The sequence below is a fragment of the Asaia siamensis genome (assembly GCF_014635085.1).
Taxonomy (GTDB): Bacteria; Pseudomonadota; Alphaproteobacteria; order Acetobacterales; family Acetobacteraceae; genus Asaia; species Asaia siamensis.
Genome location: NZ_BMCH01000004.1, coordinates 254,481 through 270,794 on the forward strand (window position 1 = coordinate 254,481; position 16,314 = coordinate 270,794).

Annotated in this window: 17 protein-coding genes; 8 read left to right on the plus strand and 9 right to left on the minus strand. The window is 59.3% G+C overall.

All coding sequences use genetic code 11. The features are described from left to right. Nucleotides 1–3: 3 nt before the first annotated feature. Genes IEV53_RS09175 through hisB form a run of 6 tightly spaced genes read right to left on the minus strand, consistent with a single transcriptional unit; the run spans nt 4 to nt 4,214 of the window. Nucleotides 4–501, minus strand: a complete 498-nt coding sequence (locus IEV53_RS09175) for a phosphoribosyl-ATP diphosphatase (protein WP_188426477.1) — start codon at nt 499–501, stop codon at nt 4–6. A gap of 42 nt (nt 502–543) precedes the next feature. After that, entirely contained in the window at nt 544–1,305 is a 762-nt protein-coding gene (hisF, locus tag IEV53_RS09180) for an imidazole glycerol phosphate synthase subunit HisF (protein ID WP_188426478.1), read from the minus strand. Beyond that, the gene (gene hisA / locus IEV53_RS09185) at nt 1,305–2,594 is read right to left on the minus strand and encodes a 1-(5-phosphoribosyl)-5-[(5-phosphoribosylamino)methylideneamino]imidazole-4-carboxamide isomerase (protein ID WP_188426557.1); all 1,290 of its coding nucleotides are present in this window, start codon (nt 2,592–2,594) and stop codon (nt 1,305–1,307) included. Before hisA ends, hisF begins: the two co-directional genes overlap by 1 nt. A gap of 41 nt (nt 2,595–2,635) precedes the next feature. Beyond that, nucleotides 2,636–3,277, minus strand: a complete 642-nt coding sequence (hisH, locus tag IEV53_RS09190; RefSeq protein WP_188426479.1) for an imidazole glycerol phosphate synthase subunit HisH — start codon at nt 3,275–3,277, stop codon at nt 2,636–2,638. Continuing rightward, the gene (locus tag IEV53_RS09195; RefSeq protein ID WP_188426480.1) at nt 3,274–3,621 is read right to left on the minus strand and encodes a hypothetical protein; all 348 of its coding nucleotides are present in this window, start codon (nt 3,619–3,621) and stop codon (nt 3,274–3,276) included. The genes hisH and IEV53_RS09195 overlap by 4 nt, the downstream gene beginning before the upstream one ends. Then, nucleotides 3,618–4,214, minus strand: coding sequence for an imidazoleglycerol-phosphate dehydratase HisB (hisB, locus tag IEV53_RS09200; protein WP_188426481.1), 597 nt, complete (start codon nt 4,212–4,214; stop codon nt 3,618–3,620). The genes IEV53_RS09195 and hisB overlap by 4 nt, the downstream gene beginning before the upstream one ends. A gap of 78 nt (nt 4,215–4,292) precedes the next feature. Here hisB and IEV53_RS09205 point away from each other — a divergent pair, with 78 nt between their 5' ends. Both IEV53_RS09205 and ubiM read left to right on the plus strand, forming a co-directional pair. Further along, a complete protein-coding gene (locus IEV53_RS09205; protein WP_188426482.1) occupies nt 4,293–4,901 on the plus strand; it encodes a nitroreductase family protein in 609 nt (202 codons plus the stop codon). Further along, a complete protein-coding gene (gene ubiM, locus IEV53_RS09210; RefSeq protein ID WP_188426483.1) occupies nt 4,898–6,106 on the plus strand; it encodes a 5-demethoxyubiquinol-8 5-hydroxylase UbiM in 1,209 nt (402 codons plus the stop codon). Before IEV53_RS09205 ends, ubiM begins: the two co-directional genes overlap by 4 nt. 80 nt (nt 6,107–6,186) lie before the next feature. Here the strand turns inward: ubiM and IEV53_RS09215 are convergent, their stop codons facing one another. Together IEV53_RS09215 and IEV53_RS09220 are read right to left on the minus strand one after the other, a co-directional pair. Continuing rightward, nucleotides 6,187–8,550: a mechanosensitive ion channel domain-containing protein gene (locus tag IEV53_RS09215; protein WP_188426484.1), complete on the minus strand. Its 2,364-nt coding sequence runs from the start codon at nt 8,548–8,550 to the stop codon at nt 6,187–6,189. An 88-nt stretch (nt 8,551–8,638) separates the two neighbouring features. Beyond that, a complete protein-coding gene (locus IEV53_RS09220; protein WP_188426485.1) occupies nt 8,639–9,712 on the minus strand; it encodes a quinone-dependent dihydroorotate dehydrogenase in 1,074 nt (357 codons plus the stop codon). Between the two features lie 221 nt (nt 9,713–9,933). Between IEV53_RS09220 and IEV53_RS09225 the strand changes: the two genes are divergently transcribed. The 6 genes from IEV53_RS09225 (at nt 9,934) to purF (ending at nt 15,428) form a co-directional block, all read left to right on the plus strand. Further along, the gene (locus IEV53_RS09225; protein WP_188426486.1) at nt 9,934–10,182 is read left to right on the plus strand and encodes a hypothetical protein; all 249 of its coding nucleotides are present in this window, start codon (nt 9,934–9,936) and stop codon (nt 10,180–10,182) included. A gap of 314 nt (nt 10,183–10,496) precedes the next feature. After that, a complete protein-coding gene (gene thiC / locus IEV53_RS09230; RefSeq protein WP_188426487.1) occupies nt 10,497–12,368 on the plus strand; it encodes a phosphomethylpyrimidine synthase ThiC in 1,872 nt (623 codons plus the stop codon). A gap of 208 nt (nt 12,369–12,576) precedes the next feature. Further along, entirely contained in the window at nt 12,577–12,906 is a 330-nt protein-coding gene (locus IEV53_RS09235) for a DMT family transporter (RefSeq protein WP_229719795.1), read from the plus strand. Nucleotides 12,907–12,960: 54 nt separating this feature from the next. Next, nucleotides 12,961–13,419: a hypothetical protein gene (locus IEV53_RS09240; protein ID WP_229719796.1), complete on the plus strand. Its 459-nt coding sequence runs from the start codon at nt 12,961–12,963 to the stop codon at nt 13,417–13,419. Further along, nucleotides 13,419–13,946 carry a CvpA family protein gene (locus IEV53_RS09245; RefSeq protein WP_188426489.1) on the plus strand — a complete coding sequence of 176 codons (528 nt, stop codon included), beginning with the start codon at nt 13,419–13,421 and terminating at the stop codon, nt 13,944–13,946. The genes IEV53_RS09240 and IEV53_RS09245 overlap by 1 nt, the downstream gene beginning before the upstream one ends. 54 nt (nt 13,947–14,000) lie before the next feature. Continuing rightward, entirely contained in the window at nt 14,001–15,428 is a 1,428-nt protein-coding gene (purF, locus tag IEV53_RS09250) for an amidophosphoribosyltransferase (protein ID WP_229719797.1), read from the plus strand. 43 nt (nt 15,429–15,471) lie between these two features. Here the strand turns inward: purF and IEV53_RS09255 are convergent, their stop codons facing one another. Then, entirely contained in the window at nt 15,472–16,164 is a 693-nt protein-coding gene (locus tag IEV53_RS09255; protein ID WP_188426491.1) for a TetR/AcrR family transcriptional regulator, read from the minus strand. Nucleotides 16,165–16,314 lie beyond the last annotated feature (150 nt).

Sequence of the window (16,314 nt, forward strand, 5' to 3'; positions counted from 1 at the left end):
GGATCAGGCTCCTTCCTGCGTTGGGCGCGAGGCTTTCTCCTCAACACCGCTCATCGCTTCACGGCGGCGCAGTTCCTGCCATACTTCCTGTGGCGTCACGCCTGCATCGACCCACATGACGATCAGGTGATACAGCACATCCGCACTTTCACTGATGAACTCGGACTGCTTTCCCGCAACGGCCTCAATCAGGCATTCGACCGCTTCTTCTCCAAATTTCTGCGCGATCTTCTTTCTTCCGCGAGAGAGAAGGCGGGCGGAGTGGCTCAGAGCTGGATTGGTGCCACGACGTGACTCCACAGTCTCGAAAAGACGATCTAGCACATGGGCATCTACCGTTGTGCTTTCGACGGCATCAAGCTTGATGGCGTCTTTCTTGCCAGACGATTTTTTGGCGGGTGACTTTTTTGCCGCAGCCTTGGTTTCCGACCGCTTTGCGCCGCTCTTTTTGCCTGCGCTTTCGTCAGTCTTGCGTGTCGTGCGTTTTGTTGCCAGCGCCATGATCGTGATCCGTCTCTTGTTCCGAATGATATGCTTGTGTCGTCAGTTGCTCGGTCGCACTGGCAGGCCTGCGTTCTCGAGCGCTGCCTTGACGCCTGCTATGCCAAACGTGCCGAAATGAAAAACGCTGGCGGCAAGAAGGCCGCTGGCACCCGCCTTTGCACCTGCGACGAAATGATCGAGGGCGCCGACGCCACCTGAAGCGACGACGGGAATGGTGATTTCACCGCAGACGCGTCGCAGCAGATCCAGATCAAACCCCTTGCCGGTGCCGTCGCGATCCATGCTCGTCAGCAGGATTTCACCTGCGCCACGCGCCTGAGCGTCCTTGGCCCAAGCAACGGCATCGATTCCGGTCGGCTGCCTGCCACCTTTCGTGTAGACCTCCCAGCCGCCCTTGCCGTCAGAGCGCGCATCAATGGCCACGACCACACATTGACTGCCGAAGCGATTGGCAGACTCATTAATCAGATCGGGATTAACAACAGCTGCGGAATTGACTGCACATTTATCGGCTCCAGCAAGCAGAAGGCGCCGCATATCTTCGGGTGCTCGAACGCCGCCCCCCACCGTCAGGGGAAGAAAAACCCGTTCTGCCGTGCGCCGCACGACATCATAGATGGTATCGCGATTTTCGACGCTTGCGGTGATATCGAGAAAGGTCAGTTCGTCTGCGCCTGCGGCATCATAAACGATAGCCTGTTCGACCGGATCGCCTGCGTCCCGCAAAGAGACGAAATTCACCCCTTTGACGACGCGTCCGTCCTTCACATCGAGGCAGGGGATTACTCTCAGCTTGAGCATCAGACCCCCTCGAGAATGCTGAGCGCCTCAGCCAGAGAAACCCGCCCGTCATAGAGGGCACGACCAACGATAACGCCTTCAAGGCCAGGTACATCCTGAGCGACCTGGCGGAAATCGCGCAGATGCTGCGCCGAGCCAACGCCACCGCTCGCGATAACAGGGATGGAGAGCCTGCGCGCCAGATCGGCCGTCTGCTCGAGGTCGAGTCCTTCAAGCATGCCGTCGCGTGTGATCTCGGTAAAGATCACCGCAGCGACACCGACATCCTGCATACGCAACGCGAGATCACGTGCGTTAAGCTCGGACACTTCTGCCCAGCCTTCCGTTGCGACACGGCCTTGTCTTGCGTCGATGCCAGCCACGATCCGACCCGGGAAAGCCTTGCAAGCCTCGCGCACCAGTTCGGGGTTCTTGACGGCTACCGAGCCAAGAATGACACGGTCGAGCCCCGCCTCGAGCCAGCGCGTGATGCCGGCCATATCGCGAATGCCGCCGCCCAGCTGAACCGGTAGATCAGTCGCTGCAATGATCGCCTCGACCGCCGCCCCATTAGCGGAGCGCCCGGCAAAGGCACCGTTGAGATCGACCACATGCAGGCGCGAGCATCCGGCGCGGGCGAATTCGAGGGCCTGCGCCGCCGGATTGTCAGAATAGACGGTCGCGTCATCCATCTCGCCGCGCCGCAGTCTAACGCAGGCACCGTCCTTGAGGTCGATGGCGGGATACAGGGTCAGGTGACGGTTCGGTTTCGCGTCGGTGGTCGCCACGCTGCTTTCCTTCTCAGTGGGTGTCTTGTGTCTCGCCGCCGCGCCGACCCGATCGAGGATCTTGGTCATGAACAGGCCCTTGATCGTGCCTTCATGGCTTCGCGCGTAATAAGGGTGGGTGCCCCAATGCTCGAACCCCAGCGAGCGAAACATGGCCAGAGCAGAGGACTGGGTTTCGGGCACTTCGCAGTTCAGAACACGACAGCCCATGGCGCGTGCCGCTGCGATCACAGCATCAGCCAGAACGAAGCCAAGTCCGCGGCCGCGCATATAGGGGGCGACGAAATAGCCCCTTATCTGGGCCGTCTGGGCCTGCGCCTCATTGTTGCGCGAGGGGCGCAGAAGCTGGGCGCAGCCCTGTATCTGCCCGCTCTCGTCACGAACGACAAAAAAACGGGTTTCCGGCACGAGCAGAAGTCCGTTGAAATAGCGTTCCAGCACAGCGCGACCTGGCGGTGTCAGCCAGCCAAGGCCGCCCCCGTCGATGATGGCCGCCGTTGTGATTTCGCACAACGCTGCCATATCGGTGTCATCGATGCGCGAGAGGCGTTCTGCGATGCGTGTCACGGGGTCCAGCTCAGAAAATTGGCCATGATCGTTAGCCCGGTCTTCTGGCTCTTCTCGACATGGAACTGTGTGCCGCAGCGATTGCCGCGCGCCACGATGGCAGGAACGGAGCCGCCATAGTCTGCTGTCGCCACGATATCGGACTCGTCCCAACCTGTAAGCGCATAGGAATGGACGAAATAGCCGTGGTCACCCTTTTCCAGCCCAGCCGTGAGATGGTGGGCGCCCGGCTCGAACTCGAGCACATTCCAGCCCATATGCGGCAGGCGCAGCCCGGCTTCCAGCGCGAAATCCATTCTCGAAATCTCGCCCTTGATCCAGCCGAGCCCGGCGGTGCGGCCATGCTCTAGCCCCCACTCCGCCATGAGCTGCATGCCCACGCAGATACCCAGGAAGGGCGTTCCACGGTCCGTCGCTTCGACAAGCGCCTCTCGCAAGCCGCCTTGCAGGCCGGAGGCGCAATGAGCAAAGGCACCCTGACCGGGCAGGATGATATGATCGGCGCTCAGTACCGTCTCAGGATTGCCGGTGATGATGACCTCGGCTGAGAGGCCTTTTTCCGTGACGACGTGACGGGCGGTTTGTGCTGCCGAGGCCAGATTGCCCCCGTCATAATCGATGACGACTATTTTTCTCATGATGACGCCTGCATCTTGTCTGCGAAGCGCAGTTGCGCGTCAGCCTCAGACCGACCGAGCCAGAGTCCAGCCGAGGCGCTGCCTTTGAGGCGTTTTTCCCAGCCGATCAGTTCTGCACCGAAAAGCGCCAGAGCGAGATTAACACCTATGGCTGCAGGCCAGCCATAGGGGCCGCCAAAATGGACGAGAAGCACATTGAGGCAGGCTGTCAGCGCAAACGAGATCCAGCATCTCGAAAAAAGCAGCCCCACAGGCCCCAGGATCATGAGCCGCCAGTAGAAGCCCTGACGTACCATGGACGGAACAGCCTCATTCTGTGCGCGATAGGCCTGATAATAATTCACAAGACCCCCTTGGTTGAAGGCACGCTTCCGGCGACACGCGGATCAAGTGCGACAGCCATGCGCAGGGCACGGGCAAAGGCCTTAAATCCACTCTCGGCGATGTGATGCGCATTGCGCCCAGCCTTGCAGGTGACATGCAGGGCGATGGACGCTGCCATGGCAAAGGCGCGGTAGAATTCCTCGAAGAGATCTGTATCCATCTCGCCGATACGCTCGCGCACGAAACTGACGTTCCATGCCAGATAGGGACGTCCGGAAATATCGACCACGACTTCGCAAAGTGCTTCATCGAGTGGCACAAGAGCATGGCCAAAACGGGTGATGCCACGCTTGTCGCCAAGGGCCTGAGCAAAGGCCTTGCCAAGCGCAATGCCGATATCTTCCACCGTATGATGACCATCGACATGCAGGTCGCCATGGCAGCGCACTTCGAGATCGAAGCCGCCATGCTTGGCCAGTGCCGTCAGCATGTGATCGAAAAAGCCTATCCCGCTATCGAGCTCGGCCTGGCCGCTGCCATCCAGATTGATGGAAACGGAGATATCGGTCTCACCGGTCTTGCGGTGAATGCGGGACTGTCTGGCGTCTGTCATGATCTCTTCCATAAACTATTCGAAGCGAATACGCGATGGCCTCTTGGCGAGAGGAGGGGAACTTGCCATCTATCGCCCATGAGCAGCGCGCACGCATCCCCCTCCGCCCTTGACGTCCTGCTGAGCAGGGCCTCGACTGATCATCTCAGCGCGCCTGCGCCAGACAAGGCGCAGATTGCTCGCATTCTCTCGGCGGGACTGAGGGCACCCGATCACGGCAAGATAAGGCCGTGGCGCTACATCGTGATCAAGGGCAAACATCGCGTCGAATTTGCCGAGCAGGTGATCAAGGCCATGATCTCCGCCGATCCCAAGGTGCCTGAGAAGAAGATCGCCAAACGTCGCCAGCGTTTTTCCGAGATGCCCATGACGATTGGCCTCGTGATGGCGCTTGATCCCGAGAGCAAGATCCCGCTCCAGGAGCAGGAATTGTCCGTTGGCGCGGGCGTGATGAATGTCCTCAATGCGCTCCATATGGAGGGTTTTGGCGGATTCTGGGTGTCGAGCGATTTCGCCGGTCAGCCCTGCTTCCGTGAGGCCCTTGGGCTGACGGACTCCCAGCGTCTTGCCGGCTTCCTGTTCGTTGGTACGCCAGACAAGCCGGTACAGGGCAGCAAGCGACCGGATATCGAGGATTATATGGGCTTCTATAAGGGTGAGCCGGTTAAATTCGGGGCAGATCAGTGACAGAGAAATACGACGTTACCGTCGCCGGTGCAGGGCCGGCGGGTCTTGCCTGCGCTCTCTCCCTTGCCAAGGCTGGCTGGCGCGTAGCCGTTATCGATCCGGCGCCTGAAACCGTTCTTGCTTCCCCCTCCTTCGATGGGCGCGAAATCGCCCTTACGCATCATTCACGCGACTGGCTGGAACAGAATGCCGTATGGGACCGCATCCCCTCAGGGTCCGTTTCTCCGCTCATAACCGCACGGATCGAAACCGGGCAGGAAGCCCCCGCTAACAACTCGGCGGCCCTGCTTTTCAGGGCACCGCAGGAGAAGTCTGACGCGCTCGGTTATCTCGTGCCCAATCACCTTATCCGCACGGCATTGTATGAAACCGTGCGCGAAGAAAACCGGATCACGATTCTTTCGGGCAAGGGCGTCGTCGCGAGTTCAGGCAACAGGGATGAGGCGATCACTCTTCTGGATGACGGCAGGCTGATCAGTTCAAGCCTGCTTGTTGCTGCTGATGGTCGTTTCTCCCGTATCAGGCAGATGCGTGGTATCGGGGCAATCGTGCATGATTTTGGCAAGGAGATCCTTGTCTGCCGCATGCGTCATCCAGAGCCACATGACGGCGTCGCCCTGCAATGGTTCGACGAAGGTCAGACAATCGCGTTGCTTCCGGTAGCCGATGACGGATTGCCAGGGCACCTTTCCTCTCTCGTGCTGACGCTCGACCCCGAAGAAATCGGGATACTCAAGGCGATGGGTAAAGAGGCGTTCGATGCAGACATCACGCGCCGGACGCAGAGCCGTCTGGGCAGCATGAACCTCGAGAGCGCACGGTGCACCTATCCTCTCAAGACGGTTTTCGCCCATCGCTTCGAGACTACCCGTCTGGCTTTGATTGGCGATGCGGCTGTCGGGATGCACCCGATCACGGCGCACGGCTTCAACCTTGGGCTGAGAGGGCAGGAAATACTCTGTGAGGAGATCGCCAGAGGTGAGGGCGATCCCGGTGCTGCGAGCGTGCTGCGCGGCTTCGAAAAGCGTCATCGGCGCGCAACGGCACCCCTTTTCGCTGCGACTAACGGTATCGCGTCGCTCTATACCCATGACGCAAAGCCTTCCCTGGCGCTGCGCAAGGCAGGGCTGGCAATTGCCGAAAAGCTGACGCCGCTCAAATCACTGGTGACCGGCTTCCTGATGGATCGCGACCACGCCGCCTGATAGTGTTTTCATATCCTGTGGTTTAGTCAAAAAAAGGGGGAGGAGCCGGAGCTCCTCCCCCTTTTTTATCGCCTAACGCTTCAGGACGGTTTCCCGAGTTCGAGCCCGGCTTCCTGCAGAACGCGGTAGGCATCCAGCATGATGGCATTTGTGACGCCACCCACATCACGAACAGACGAAACCTTGGCCGACAGGGCAAGCGTAATACCCGTTTCGGTGATCGCGGAAATGGCCACCCCCGGCGGCGGATTCTGCAGAATGTCCTGTCGCTTGGTCATCATGTCCATGAGAGCAAGCTGAGCCTTCGTGGCATCGGCGCGCGGCGAAATGGTGACGGTTGCCGAGGCAGCACTCAGCGAGGTGCCCAGCGTGGCGTTACGCACCGCCGAAGTGATGAACTGCGAGTTCGGCACGATCATCGTCGAGCCGTCACCGAGACCGATCTCTGTAGAGCGCACACTGATGCGCTTTACGTCGCCCTTGATGCCACCCAGTTCGATCAGATCACCGACACGTATGGGGCGCTCTGCAAGCAGGATCACGCCGGACACGAAGTTCTGAACAATTGCCTGGAGACCAAAACCGATACCGACCGAGAGCGCACTGACAACCCAGGTCAGGTTCTTGACCGTCACACCTGCTTCCGACAGCACCAGAAGGAGAACGGCAATCCAGGCAACATAGTTGAAGATATTCAGGATTGAGGTGCGGGCGCCGATATCGAGATTTGTCGTCGGGAAGAGGCGCCTCTCAAGCCACTGGGTAAACGCACCGATCGCGTAATAAGCGATGATGAGAATGATGATGCAGTAGACAGCCGTATTGAGCGAAAACTGCACACCGTTAATGGTCTGACCGACGAACAGGCTCTGGACGCGGTCCGCGACAACCGGAATGCACAGGCTGCCATCCGAAAGACAGATGGCCGCAAAAATGATGATCAGCCCGATATTCACGATGCCGGAAAGCAGCACGCCGAATTGTGCGACACGATTGGAATGCACGCCCAGATGGGAGAGGCGTCGCGAGATCAGTGATCCCACCGAGAAGGTACGCGACGTAAATTCCTTCATCGCGATCGACAGAAGCATCAGAGAGGCGAAGCTGACCGACAGCGCAATGGCCCATACGGCCAAGGCGAAGGCAAAGGCGAGATACCCAAGCGCTATCGCTGCCGAACTGATGACCAGAAGAAGCCAGCCGATGCCATAAATGGCCGGGGCCAGGCGCGCATCGGTCCGTTGTGTCAGGCGCTTGCACATCCAGACGAAGAGAATTTCCACCAGAAGGGTGAAGATAGCCTCAATCAGACGGCGCGCCGTGACAGGAAATGCGTTCTCGAAGCCGACAATGACGAACAGAGTCTGCAGCAGAACAAAAATCGAAACGCACCAGTCGACACCCCACAGGGCACGCGCTGAGCGTTGAGCAGCACCGTCAACAGCCGTGGCGCGGCTCAGGGCGGGCAGACCGGCCCCGAGAATGAACCCGCAAAGAGGCATGATCCCGGCAATGCCATGGGCGAATACGGGGCTGCGACCGACATCGAGCGAAAAGACGTTCGAGATGATCTCCCAGACCACGAACATGATGATGCCACAGATCAGACCGCTGAGCGCGACCGGAATAAACGAAATGTGGTTCTCAGGAAGCACGTCGCCCGTAAAGCGTCGTACGATATTGCCCTCAGCCTGCCGGAACAGCCAGAAGGTAGGGCGCGCCAGCAATGCGGTGAGGACGAAAACGCCGATCAGGGAAAACAGCGTGGCAGGCCAGTTGTAGAGAACTCCCGCATATCCGTTATTCACTGGCGGGGCGAAGGTAAGCGCCAGATCGGGGCCTTCATCCGCAAGGTCGCGCCAGAAACCGAGAGAAAGCGGTGAGGCAATGCGCTCGGAGAGAAGGGCCTGCTGGCTGACGGTGCCGCGACGCTGCACTTCAAGCTGTACCTGCTTGGCCTGAAGTCCGAGCAGCTTGCCCTGGGTCACTGTGGATTTGATATCCTGAAGCACGGCCTCAAGGCGGCTGCGCTGGGAGACGATCGTTGCGCTCTCTCCGTCGACCTTTGCCCCTATAATTTCGAGATAGCTTTGATAGACGGTCTGATAGGACGCCGCCTGGGTCTGTATCGACTGGGCGATGCCGCTGATCTCATCGATCTGATCGGACAGGGAAGACAATGTTTCATTGCCCAGCGCGATGTCCGTTCTGTTGAGCTGACCGTAGATATATTTCAGGCGGTTCTGGGCCGAAGTGATCTGCCGGTTGAGCGTTGCAGAGACGGTCGTCCAGCCATAGCCATCGGCGGCAGTCGGAACGAGGGTGTTACTGCCCGCGCTGCCGGGTGGCGCCGCGAGAGAGGGTTTTGACGATATCGAAAGGGCGAGGATAAGGAAGAGCCCGTAGATGAGAGTGAGGGCTGGCTGCCTCTTCAAAGCTGACATTCCGATGATCGCCTCTCTTTGTAATTCTGGTTCTGGGAATGGAAACGGTGTTTCCGCCCCATGGTTTTCCAACACGCCGTGCAGTCGCTCAGTGCCTGGCAGATTTCAGGTCGTCGACGGAGTCAAAACCGGCCTTGTAGATTTCCTGCAGCAGCTCGGCCTTGATGCGCGTGACCAGCGCCGGGCCGTGATAGATGAGCGCGGTATAGATCTGCACCATATCCGCACCTGACCGCAGCCGCTCGAAGACATCAAAGCCCGTCTCGATCCCCCCACAGGAAATGACGGCCAGCCGTCCCTGAACCAGCGGGACGACGCGCTTGAGCGTCTGGAGTGAAAGCTGGGCGAGGGGACGCCCGGAAAGGCCTCCGGTCTCGGTTGCCAGGGGTGAACGCAACGAGTGAGGGCGGCTGATGGTCGTGTTGTTGACAATCAGCCCGGCAGCTCCACCCTCGACGGCAGCTTCAACGATCTCAGGCAGCGCATCGGGGTCGAGATCCGGCGCCAGCTTGACCAGAAGCGGGGGCAGACTGGCATTGGCACGTGTGATCGCCTGCAGGATGTCCCTCAGCGTTGATGCGCTTTGCAGGTCTCGCAGGCCGGGCGTGTTGGGCGAGGAAAGATTGATGGTGATGTAGTCGGCCAGAGGGGCGACGCGTGACGCCAGATACGGGTAATCTTCCAGCGGGCGGGCGCCGATCTTGTTGATGCCGAGATTGGCACCGACCGGCACGCTGCGAAGCGCCGCGTTACGCCCGGCCTGAAGCGTTCTGAAACGCTCCATACGCCGGGTGAAACTTTCGATACCGCAGCCATTGAACCCCATACGGTTGATGATGGCGGCATCTTCCGTCAGGCGGAACAGACGGGGCTTGGGGTTACCCTCCTGCGGGCGCGGGGTGACGGTTCCGCATTCTACATGGCCAAATCCCATGCGGGCCAGTCCCATCGGCGCGCGCGCGTTCTTGTCAAACCCGGCGGCAAGGCCGACAGGATTGGGAAAGCGCAGCCCCATGCAGCGTGTGCTGAGCGCAGGGACGTCCTTTGGCGCAGTCGGACCCAGACCCAAAGCGAGTGTCTCGATTGCCGCCTCATGGGCAGCCTCCGGGTCAAGACCATGAAAGAGCTTCGTCGCAAGGCGCGAAAAAGGTGAGGGGGCCATGTGTCATCCTGAGCTTGAGAGCGTCGTGGCTGTTCTATAGCCCGCCAGGGCGCCGGGGCTAACCCCTGAACATGCGTCGTTCAACAATAAGCCCTGATGCGGTGTCTGGCTTCAAACCTCCGCCTGTCATGCGCAAAGCAGTTGCGGGGCGGGGGCATTCATGGAAAGAGGTCACCCGGTCGTGAAGACACCGCCTTGCTGTCTGTCGTGGAGATGCCATCATGTGGGATGAACCCTATCTGGAGACCTGCTGTCGCTCGACACTGCATCGTGCGCTGCTTTGCGAAGGCATAGGTCGTCCCCAGGCGTTGCGAGATCAGCCCTGCCTCGAGCGGCTTCAGGCGATGGGATTCGTGACCTTGGGCGCAGATGGTCGCTTCTACATCACACCCGCCGGTCTCAGTCGCCATGACCAGGAAATCGGTCAGCTCAAACCCATGAGCGCGCGTGCGTCTCGCGTGCGTGCCTGAAAAAACGCCTTCTGCCGGGTTTCGGCAGGCAGGTCACGCCTTTCCTTACGGTCAGGCAATCTAATTCGGTTGACAGAACCCTGCGGACAACGTCACACTCCGCGCCATACCAGGGGGTGCCTCGACAAGAGGCTGAGAGGCTGCTGGCGGTTTACCGCAGCGCAGCGACCCTTTCGCTCCGGCATGTGAGCGAAGAACCTGATCCGGTTCGTACCGGCGTAGGGATTGGTGTGAGCGGCCAGTCTCGTCTTGCGACCCCGTTCATCCTGCTCTTGCGCTGTCGGACATAACCCCACACCGCAAGGGGACAGAAAATGGACGACTCAACGCTTCCCACCCAGAACAAGGTCGCTGCGCGCGATCAGGCGCCTGCTCATGGCAAGGTGACGACAGGCCCGATTTCCGGCTCGCGCAAGATTTTCTCGAGTCCGGATGGCCGATCGGACATCACCGTGCCGTTTCGCGAGATCGATCTCGACCCGAGCGCCAACGAGGCGCCTGTACGCGTTTATGACACGTCCGGCCCCTATACCAACCCGGCCTATCACGCCGATGTCGCGCTCGGGCTCCCTGCCTTGCGCGCACCCTGGCTCACCAGGCGCGGCCTGACCGCCGTGACGGAAACACGGGCGATCAAGCCAGAGGATAATGGCTTTGCCAATGGCGCCCAGGCTGTGCCTCATTGTCCCGCCGCCCATAAGGTATTCGATGGCGTCGATGCGCCTTATGTCACGCAATACGAGTTTGCCCGCGCCGGAATCATCACCGAAGAGATGATCTTTGTCGCCCATCGTGAAAATTTGGGCCGTGCCAGCATGGTTGAGGGGGCGGAAGAGCGACGGGCCGATGGCGAGGATTTCGGGGCCGAGATTCCGGCTTTCATCACGCCGGAATTCGTGCGCTCCGAGATTGCTGCCGGTCGCGCCATCATTCCGGCCAATATCAATCATCCGGAACTCGAACCGATGATCATCGGGCGTAATTTTCTGGTCAAGATCAATGCCAATATCGGTAATTCTGCCGTGACCTCTTCGGCCGCGGAAGAGGTGGAGAAAATGGTGTGGTCGATCCGCTGGGGGGCAGATACGGTCATGGATCTCTCGACTGGGCGTAATATTCACAACATCCGCGACTGGATCCTGCGCAATTCGCCTGTGCCGATTGGGACGGTGCCTCTTTATCAGGCGCTGGAAAAAGTGGGCGGTATCGCCGAGGATCTCACCTGGGAGATCTATCGCGATACCCTCATCGAGCAGGCAGAGCAGGGGGTGGATTACTTCACCATCCACGCAGGCGTGCGCATTGCCCATGTGCCACTGACAGCGGGACGCACCACTGGCATCGTTTCGCGTGGCGGGTCGATCATGGCAGCCTGGTGCCTTGCCCATCACCGCGAGAATTTCCTCTACGAGCATTTCGATGAGATCTGCGACATCATGCGTCGCTATGACATCTCGTTTTCGCTTGGCGACGGGCTGCGGCCTGGCTCGATTGCTGATGCCAATGACGCCGCGCAATTTGCTGAGCTCGAAACGCTTGGCGAACTTGCCCGCATCGCCTGGGCTAAGGGATGTCAGGTCATGATCGAAGGACCGGGCCATGTGCCCATGCACAAGATCAAGATCAATATGACCAAGCAGCTGCGCGAGTGCGGTGAGGCCCCGTTCTATACGCTCGGTCCGCTGACCACCGATATCGCGCCGGGTTATGATCATATCACGTCAGGCATCGGGGCCGCGATGATCGGCTGGTATGGCTGTGCCATGCTTTGCTATGTGACACCCAAGGAGCATCTCGGCCTGCCCGACCGCTCCGACGTCAAGGTCGGTGTGATCACCTACAAGATCGCAGCCCATGCCGCAGATCTTGCCAAGGGCCATCCGGCAGCGCAGATCCGCGACGACGCCATCTCGCGCGCGCGCTTCGAATTCCGCTGGCAGGACCAGTTCAATCTCGCCCTGGACCCTGATACGGCACGCTGCTTCCATGACGAGACTTTGCCCAAGGAAGCGCATAAGACAGCTCACTTCTGCTCGATGTGCGGGCCGAAATTCTGCTCGATGAAGATCAGCCATGACATACGGCGCAACGCCGAGCGTGAGCAGGGCATGGAACAGATGAAGGAAGCGTTCAGAAGCGGGGGCAACAAGCTTTACGTCGCCACAGAGGAAGCCGAAAAAGTCTGAGACAAGGACCATCTGGCCTGGCGGCACGACATCCCGCCAGGCCGTACTCGATTGCTCATGCGGGGAGGCACTATCGCTCGGCGTGCGCGTTTTCTTCCTGCGTGACAGGGAAAGGGGGGGTTGTTAGAGAAAGTGCCGGATCAGACAAAACCGAATTGAGGTGTCCGTTCCCTCGGTAACCGTCACCCTGGCCCTGACGAGACACATCATGACCTATCTCTTTCTTTTCGTCGCCATTTGCTCCGAAGTTTTCGCGACGACCATGCTGAAACTTTCGGATAGTTTTGTCCGCCCCCTGCCGGGAATGCTGAGCGTCTTCGGTTATTGCATCTCGTTCTACGCGCTTTCGTTCACGCTTCGTACCATGCCTACCGGTATCGCCTATGCCATCTGGTCGGGTGTGGGAATTGTGCTGATCTCGGCCATCAGCTGGGTCAAGTTCAAGCAGGCGCTCGATGCACCTGCGATGATAGGGCTTGGCCTTATCATCGTCGGCGTGGTGGTCGTTAACGTGTTTTCAAAATCTGTGGGGCACTAAGGATTAATCCGCGTGATTTTTGCGGCGCAAACATTCATTTGATTGACGCTGGCCATGGCGAATTCATATGGCTGGTGTATGAAGGCGCGCATGGTTCCCCCCCATATTCTCGACAGGCTGGTAGAAGCGCATCGCATTCCGACAGGAGATGCGACGGTGAAAGCTGCCGCCCAGCAGAAGGGCAAGGGGCGCAAGAAGCGGGAGACGCAACGCCCAGACGTCATCACGCTGCCTGATGAAGCCTTGCGACGTGATCTGGCGCATTCGATCGTCAGATGCACGAGCTTCTATATGCTGGAGCAACCGGAGGAGCTGGTGGCCCACAGCGCTGCCTTTCTTGAAGCCGTGATGCGTCTATGGGGAGAGCGCAATATTGACGCGACAGAAGTCTGGCGTGAAATAGATCACCGGCTTCAGCTGGGCAATCTTCTGACGCAGATCAACAGCGATATCCCCCACAGCCCCGAGACCGCCCGCAAATTCTGGCGTCCCTCATCAACCAAGCTGCCCTGATGGATAATACTACAGATATCGTCTGCCTCGTCATTCTGGGGCTTTCGGCGCTCTGGGGATTCACGCGTGGTTTCGCGCGCGAGATCTTCAGCCTTGCCGCATGGGGGGGCGCGTTCGTGCTGGCAGGCCAGACTGCACCGCTCATTCTGCCCTGGCTGTCCGAGAAGATCAGTGATGGCATGGCCGCAGGCGCGCTGGCCTATGTCATTTCTTTCATCGTGCTGGTTCTGGTGCTCTCGACCATTGCCCAGCGTTTTGCCACAGGGCTGCGCAGTGTCCTCGTCGGCGGCACCGATCGCCTGCTTGGCTGCGGCTTCGGGCTGGTTCGCGGCGCCCTTATCCTTGTGGTGTTGTATCTCGGGGTTGTCTCCTTTGTGGGTGAAATTACTGCCCGTTCCCTCGTTGCAGGCACCTGCTCGGGTCCCTACATCCTGAGTGGCGTGAAGGTGCTGCAAGAGCTGACGCCATATTTCCCGCAACTTCATCTTGCCTTGCCGTCCGCAAAAGGCCATGACGCAGCCTTCTGATCGACCCAGCCTCGACCGCCAATGCGTGACCGTGCAAAGGAGCGCCGCCAGATTATGATTCCTGACACACTCGAAACTTCGAACCGTCCCTATGAGGAATGCGGCGTCGTAGGTATCTGGGGTGCCCCCGATGCGGCCGCGCTCGCAGCACTCGGTCTGCATGCGCTTCAGCATCGTGGTCAGGAAGCCGCTGGCATTGTCAGCCATGACAGCGAGCGCTTCTGCCAGCACAAGGGGCTTGGTCTCGTTGGTGACGTATTCAGCGATGCCCGTGTCATGGCGACGCTCAAGGGCAAAAGCGCCATCGGGCATAACCGCTATGCCACGACGGGCGGTACGCTGCTGCGCAATGTCCAGCCGCTCTACGCCGATTTTGAGTTCGGTGGCCTTGCCGTGGCGCATAACGGCAATCTGACCAATGCGGCTACGCTGAGGCGAGCGCTTGTGAAGCGCGGCTGCCTGTTCCAGTCCACGACAGACACCGAAGTCTTTGTTCATCTGATCGCTATCTCGCTTTACGCCACTGTGCTCGAGCGGCTCGTCGACGCGGCAAAGCAGGTGAAGGGTGCCTATTCGGTCCTTGCTTTGGCACCGGAATTCCTCGTCGGGCTTCGTGACCCGCTTGGCGTCCGCCCGCTGATCCTCGGTCGTACGGCAGATGGCGGCTGGATGCTGGCAAGCGAGACCTGTGCGCTCGATATCGTTGGGGCCGAGTTCGTGCGCAATGTCGAGCCGGGCGAAATGGTCATTATCGATAATGACGGCGTGCGCTCCATGCGCCCCTTCGCCCAGACCAGCCCGCGCTTTTGCGTGTTCGAATACATCTATTTCGCGCGGCCCGATTCCATCCTTGAAAACCACTCGGTTTACGAGGCACGCAAGCAGATTGGCGTTGAGCTTGCTCGTGAAAGCGGTGTCGAAGCCGATGTGATCGTGCCTGTTCCCGATTCAGGCGTGCCGTCAGCCATGGGCTTTGCCGCAGAAAGCGGCATTCCCTTCGAGATGGGTATCATCCGCAACCATTATGTCGGACGAACCTTCATTGAGCCGACCGATCAGATCCGTAATCTGGGCGTGCGCATGAAGCATTCGGCCAATACGCCGGTGCTGCAGGGCAAGCGCGTGGTCCTGGTGGATGATTCGATCGTGCGCGGCACGACGTCGCGCAAGATTGTCGACATGGTGCGCGCCGCAGGGGCTACAGAGGTGCATATGCGCATCAGCAGCCCACCGACAAAGCATCCCTGCTTTTATGGCATCGACACGCCCGAAGAGAGCCAGCTCCTGGCTGCAACGCACAGCATAGAGGAAATGGCGGAGGCTATCGGCGTCGACAGCCTTGCCTTCATCTCGTTCGATGGTCTGTACCGCGCCCTCGGTCACGATGACCGCACCGGGGCTGAAGGCCGTTATTGCGACGCCTGCTTTACTGGCGACTATCCCATCGAGCTGGTCGACAAGGAAGGGCGTCTGGTCGCCTGACCTGAAACGCCCTCATTTTTCGAAGTGCATAAAAAAACGGGGCTCAGGCCCCGTTTTTGTTGTCTAGTCCCTTGAGAAACATGGCTACCACACGGTGGAGATAATCCGGGTTGTCCCGCCAGTACTGTTTCGGGCGGCAATGGCTCAATTCGCAGAGTATGAATGTGGCCAGCGCGCTGCCAAACAGCATGTCTGATGCTTCTTCGACATCATCGATCTTCAGCAGTCCACGATCACAGAGGCGCTCAAGCCAGAGTCTGAGCGGAAAGGGGCCGTTCTGGCTCGAAAAAAACTCACGAACAAAGCGGCTGGCTTCCGGATTGCGGGAGACCTCCGAAATCACGACCCTGATCAGATTGAGCCGCTTCTCTTCCATCATCGTGGCGCCAAGGGCCTGCAGACCATAGACGAGTTGGTCCTCGACCGTTTCACCTTTGAGTTCCAGATCGCGCAGACCTGACAGGAGAAGGCGATCGTGCAGAAGCTGCTCAACCATCTCCTGTTTGGAGCTGAACATGTGGTAGAGCGTCTTTTTCGACATATTCGAGCACTGGGCGATCCGGTCCATCGACGCACCGGAATAGCCGTGCTCCTGCAGGACCTGCTCGGCAGCATCAAGGATTCGATCGCGCCTTTCCGTTTCGCACAGGACGGGTGGACGCCCGCACTGACGCCTTCCCTGAAGAGAGTTTTCATCACGCAGGGCGGTGGAAGAGGGTGAGGCCAGATCTGACATAATGCTGTGAAAAACCACTCCAGGGCAGCGTCCGGTCCGTTGACCGGGGTTCGGAAACCGTATAGTTCCCTATGCATGAGAAACTCAAGGGTTTCCGAAAACCTTTTTTGGCGCAAGCGCGAGGTTGGCGGCAACTCTTGGGGCCATCGT

What these genes read in the sequence shown, in the direction of transcription:
- IEV53_RS09175 (WP_188426477.1), bottom strand. Translation starts at nt 501, where the DNA reads ATGGCGCTGGCAACAAAACGCACGACACGCAAGACTGACGAAAGCGCA.
- hisF (WP_188426478.1), bottom strand. Translation starts at nt 1,305, where the DNA reads ATGCTCAAGCTGAGAGTAATCCCCTGCCTCGATGTGAAGGACGGACGC.
- hisA (WP_188426557.1), bottom strand. Translation starts at nt 2,594, where the DNA reads ATGGCAGCGTTGTGCGAAATCACAACGGCGGCCATCATCGACGGGGGC.
- hisH (WP_188426479.1), bottom strand. Translation starts at nt 3,277, where the DNA reads ATGAGAAAAATAGTCGTCATCGATTATGACGGGGGCAATCTGGCCTCG.
- hisB (WP_188426481.1), bottom strand. Translation starts at nt 4,214, where the DNA reads ATGACAGACGCCAGACAGTCCCGCATTCACCGCAAGACCGGTGAGACC.
- IEV53_RS09205 (WP_188426482.1), top strand. Translation starts at nt 4,293, where the DNA reads ATGAGCAGCGCGCACGCATCCCCCTCCGCCCTTGACGTCCTGCTGAGC.
- IEV53_RS09215 (WP_188426484.1), bottom strand. Translation starts at nt 8,550, where the DNA reads ATGTCAGCTTTGAAGAGGCAGCCAGCCCTCACTCTCATCTACGGGCTC.
- IEV53_RS09220 (WP_188426485.1), bottom strand. Translation starts at nt 9,712, where the DNA reads ATGGCCCCCTCACCTTTTTCGCGCCTTGCGACGAAGCTCTTTCATGGT.
- IEV53_RS09225 (WP_188426486.1), top strand. Translation starts at nt 9,934, where the DNA reads ATGTGGGATGAACCCTATCTGGAGACCTGCTGTCGCTCGACACTGCAT.
- thiC (WP_188426487.1), top strand. Translation starts at nt 10,497, where the DNA reads ATGGACGACTCAACGCTTCCCACCCAGAACAAGGTCGCTGCGCGCGAT.
- IEV53_RS09235 (WP_229719795.1), top strand. Translation starts at nt 12,577, where the DNA reads ATGACCTATCTCTTTCTTTTCGTCGCCATTTGCTCCGAAGTTTTCGCG.
- IEV53_RS09240 (WP_229719796.1), top strand. Translation starts at nt 12,961, where the DNA reads ATGGCGAATTCATATGGCTGGTGTATGAAGGCGCGCATGGTTCCCCCC.
- IEV53_RS09245 (WP_188426489.1), top strand. Translation starts at nt 13,419, where the DNA reads ATGGATAATACTACAGATATCGTCTGCCTCGTCATTCTGGGGCTTTCG.
- purF (WP_229719797.1), top strand. Translation starts at nt 14,001, where the DNA reads ATGATTCCTGACACACTCGAAACTTCGAACCGTCCCTATGAGGAATGC.
- IEV53_RS09255 (WP_188426491.1), bottom strand. Translation starts at nt 16,164, where the DNA reads ATGTCAGATCTGGCCTCACCCTCTTCCACCGCCCTGCGTGATGAAAAC.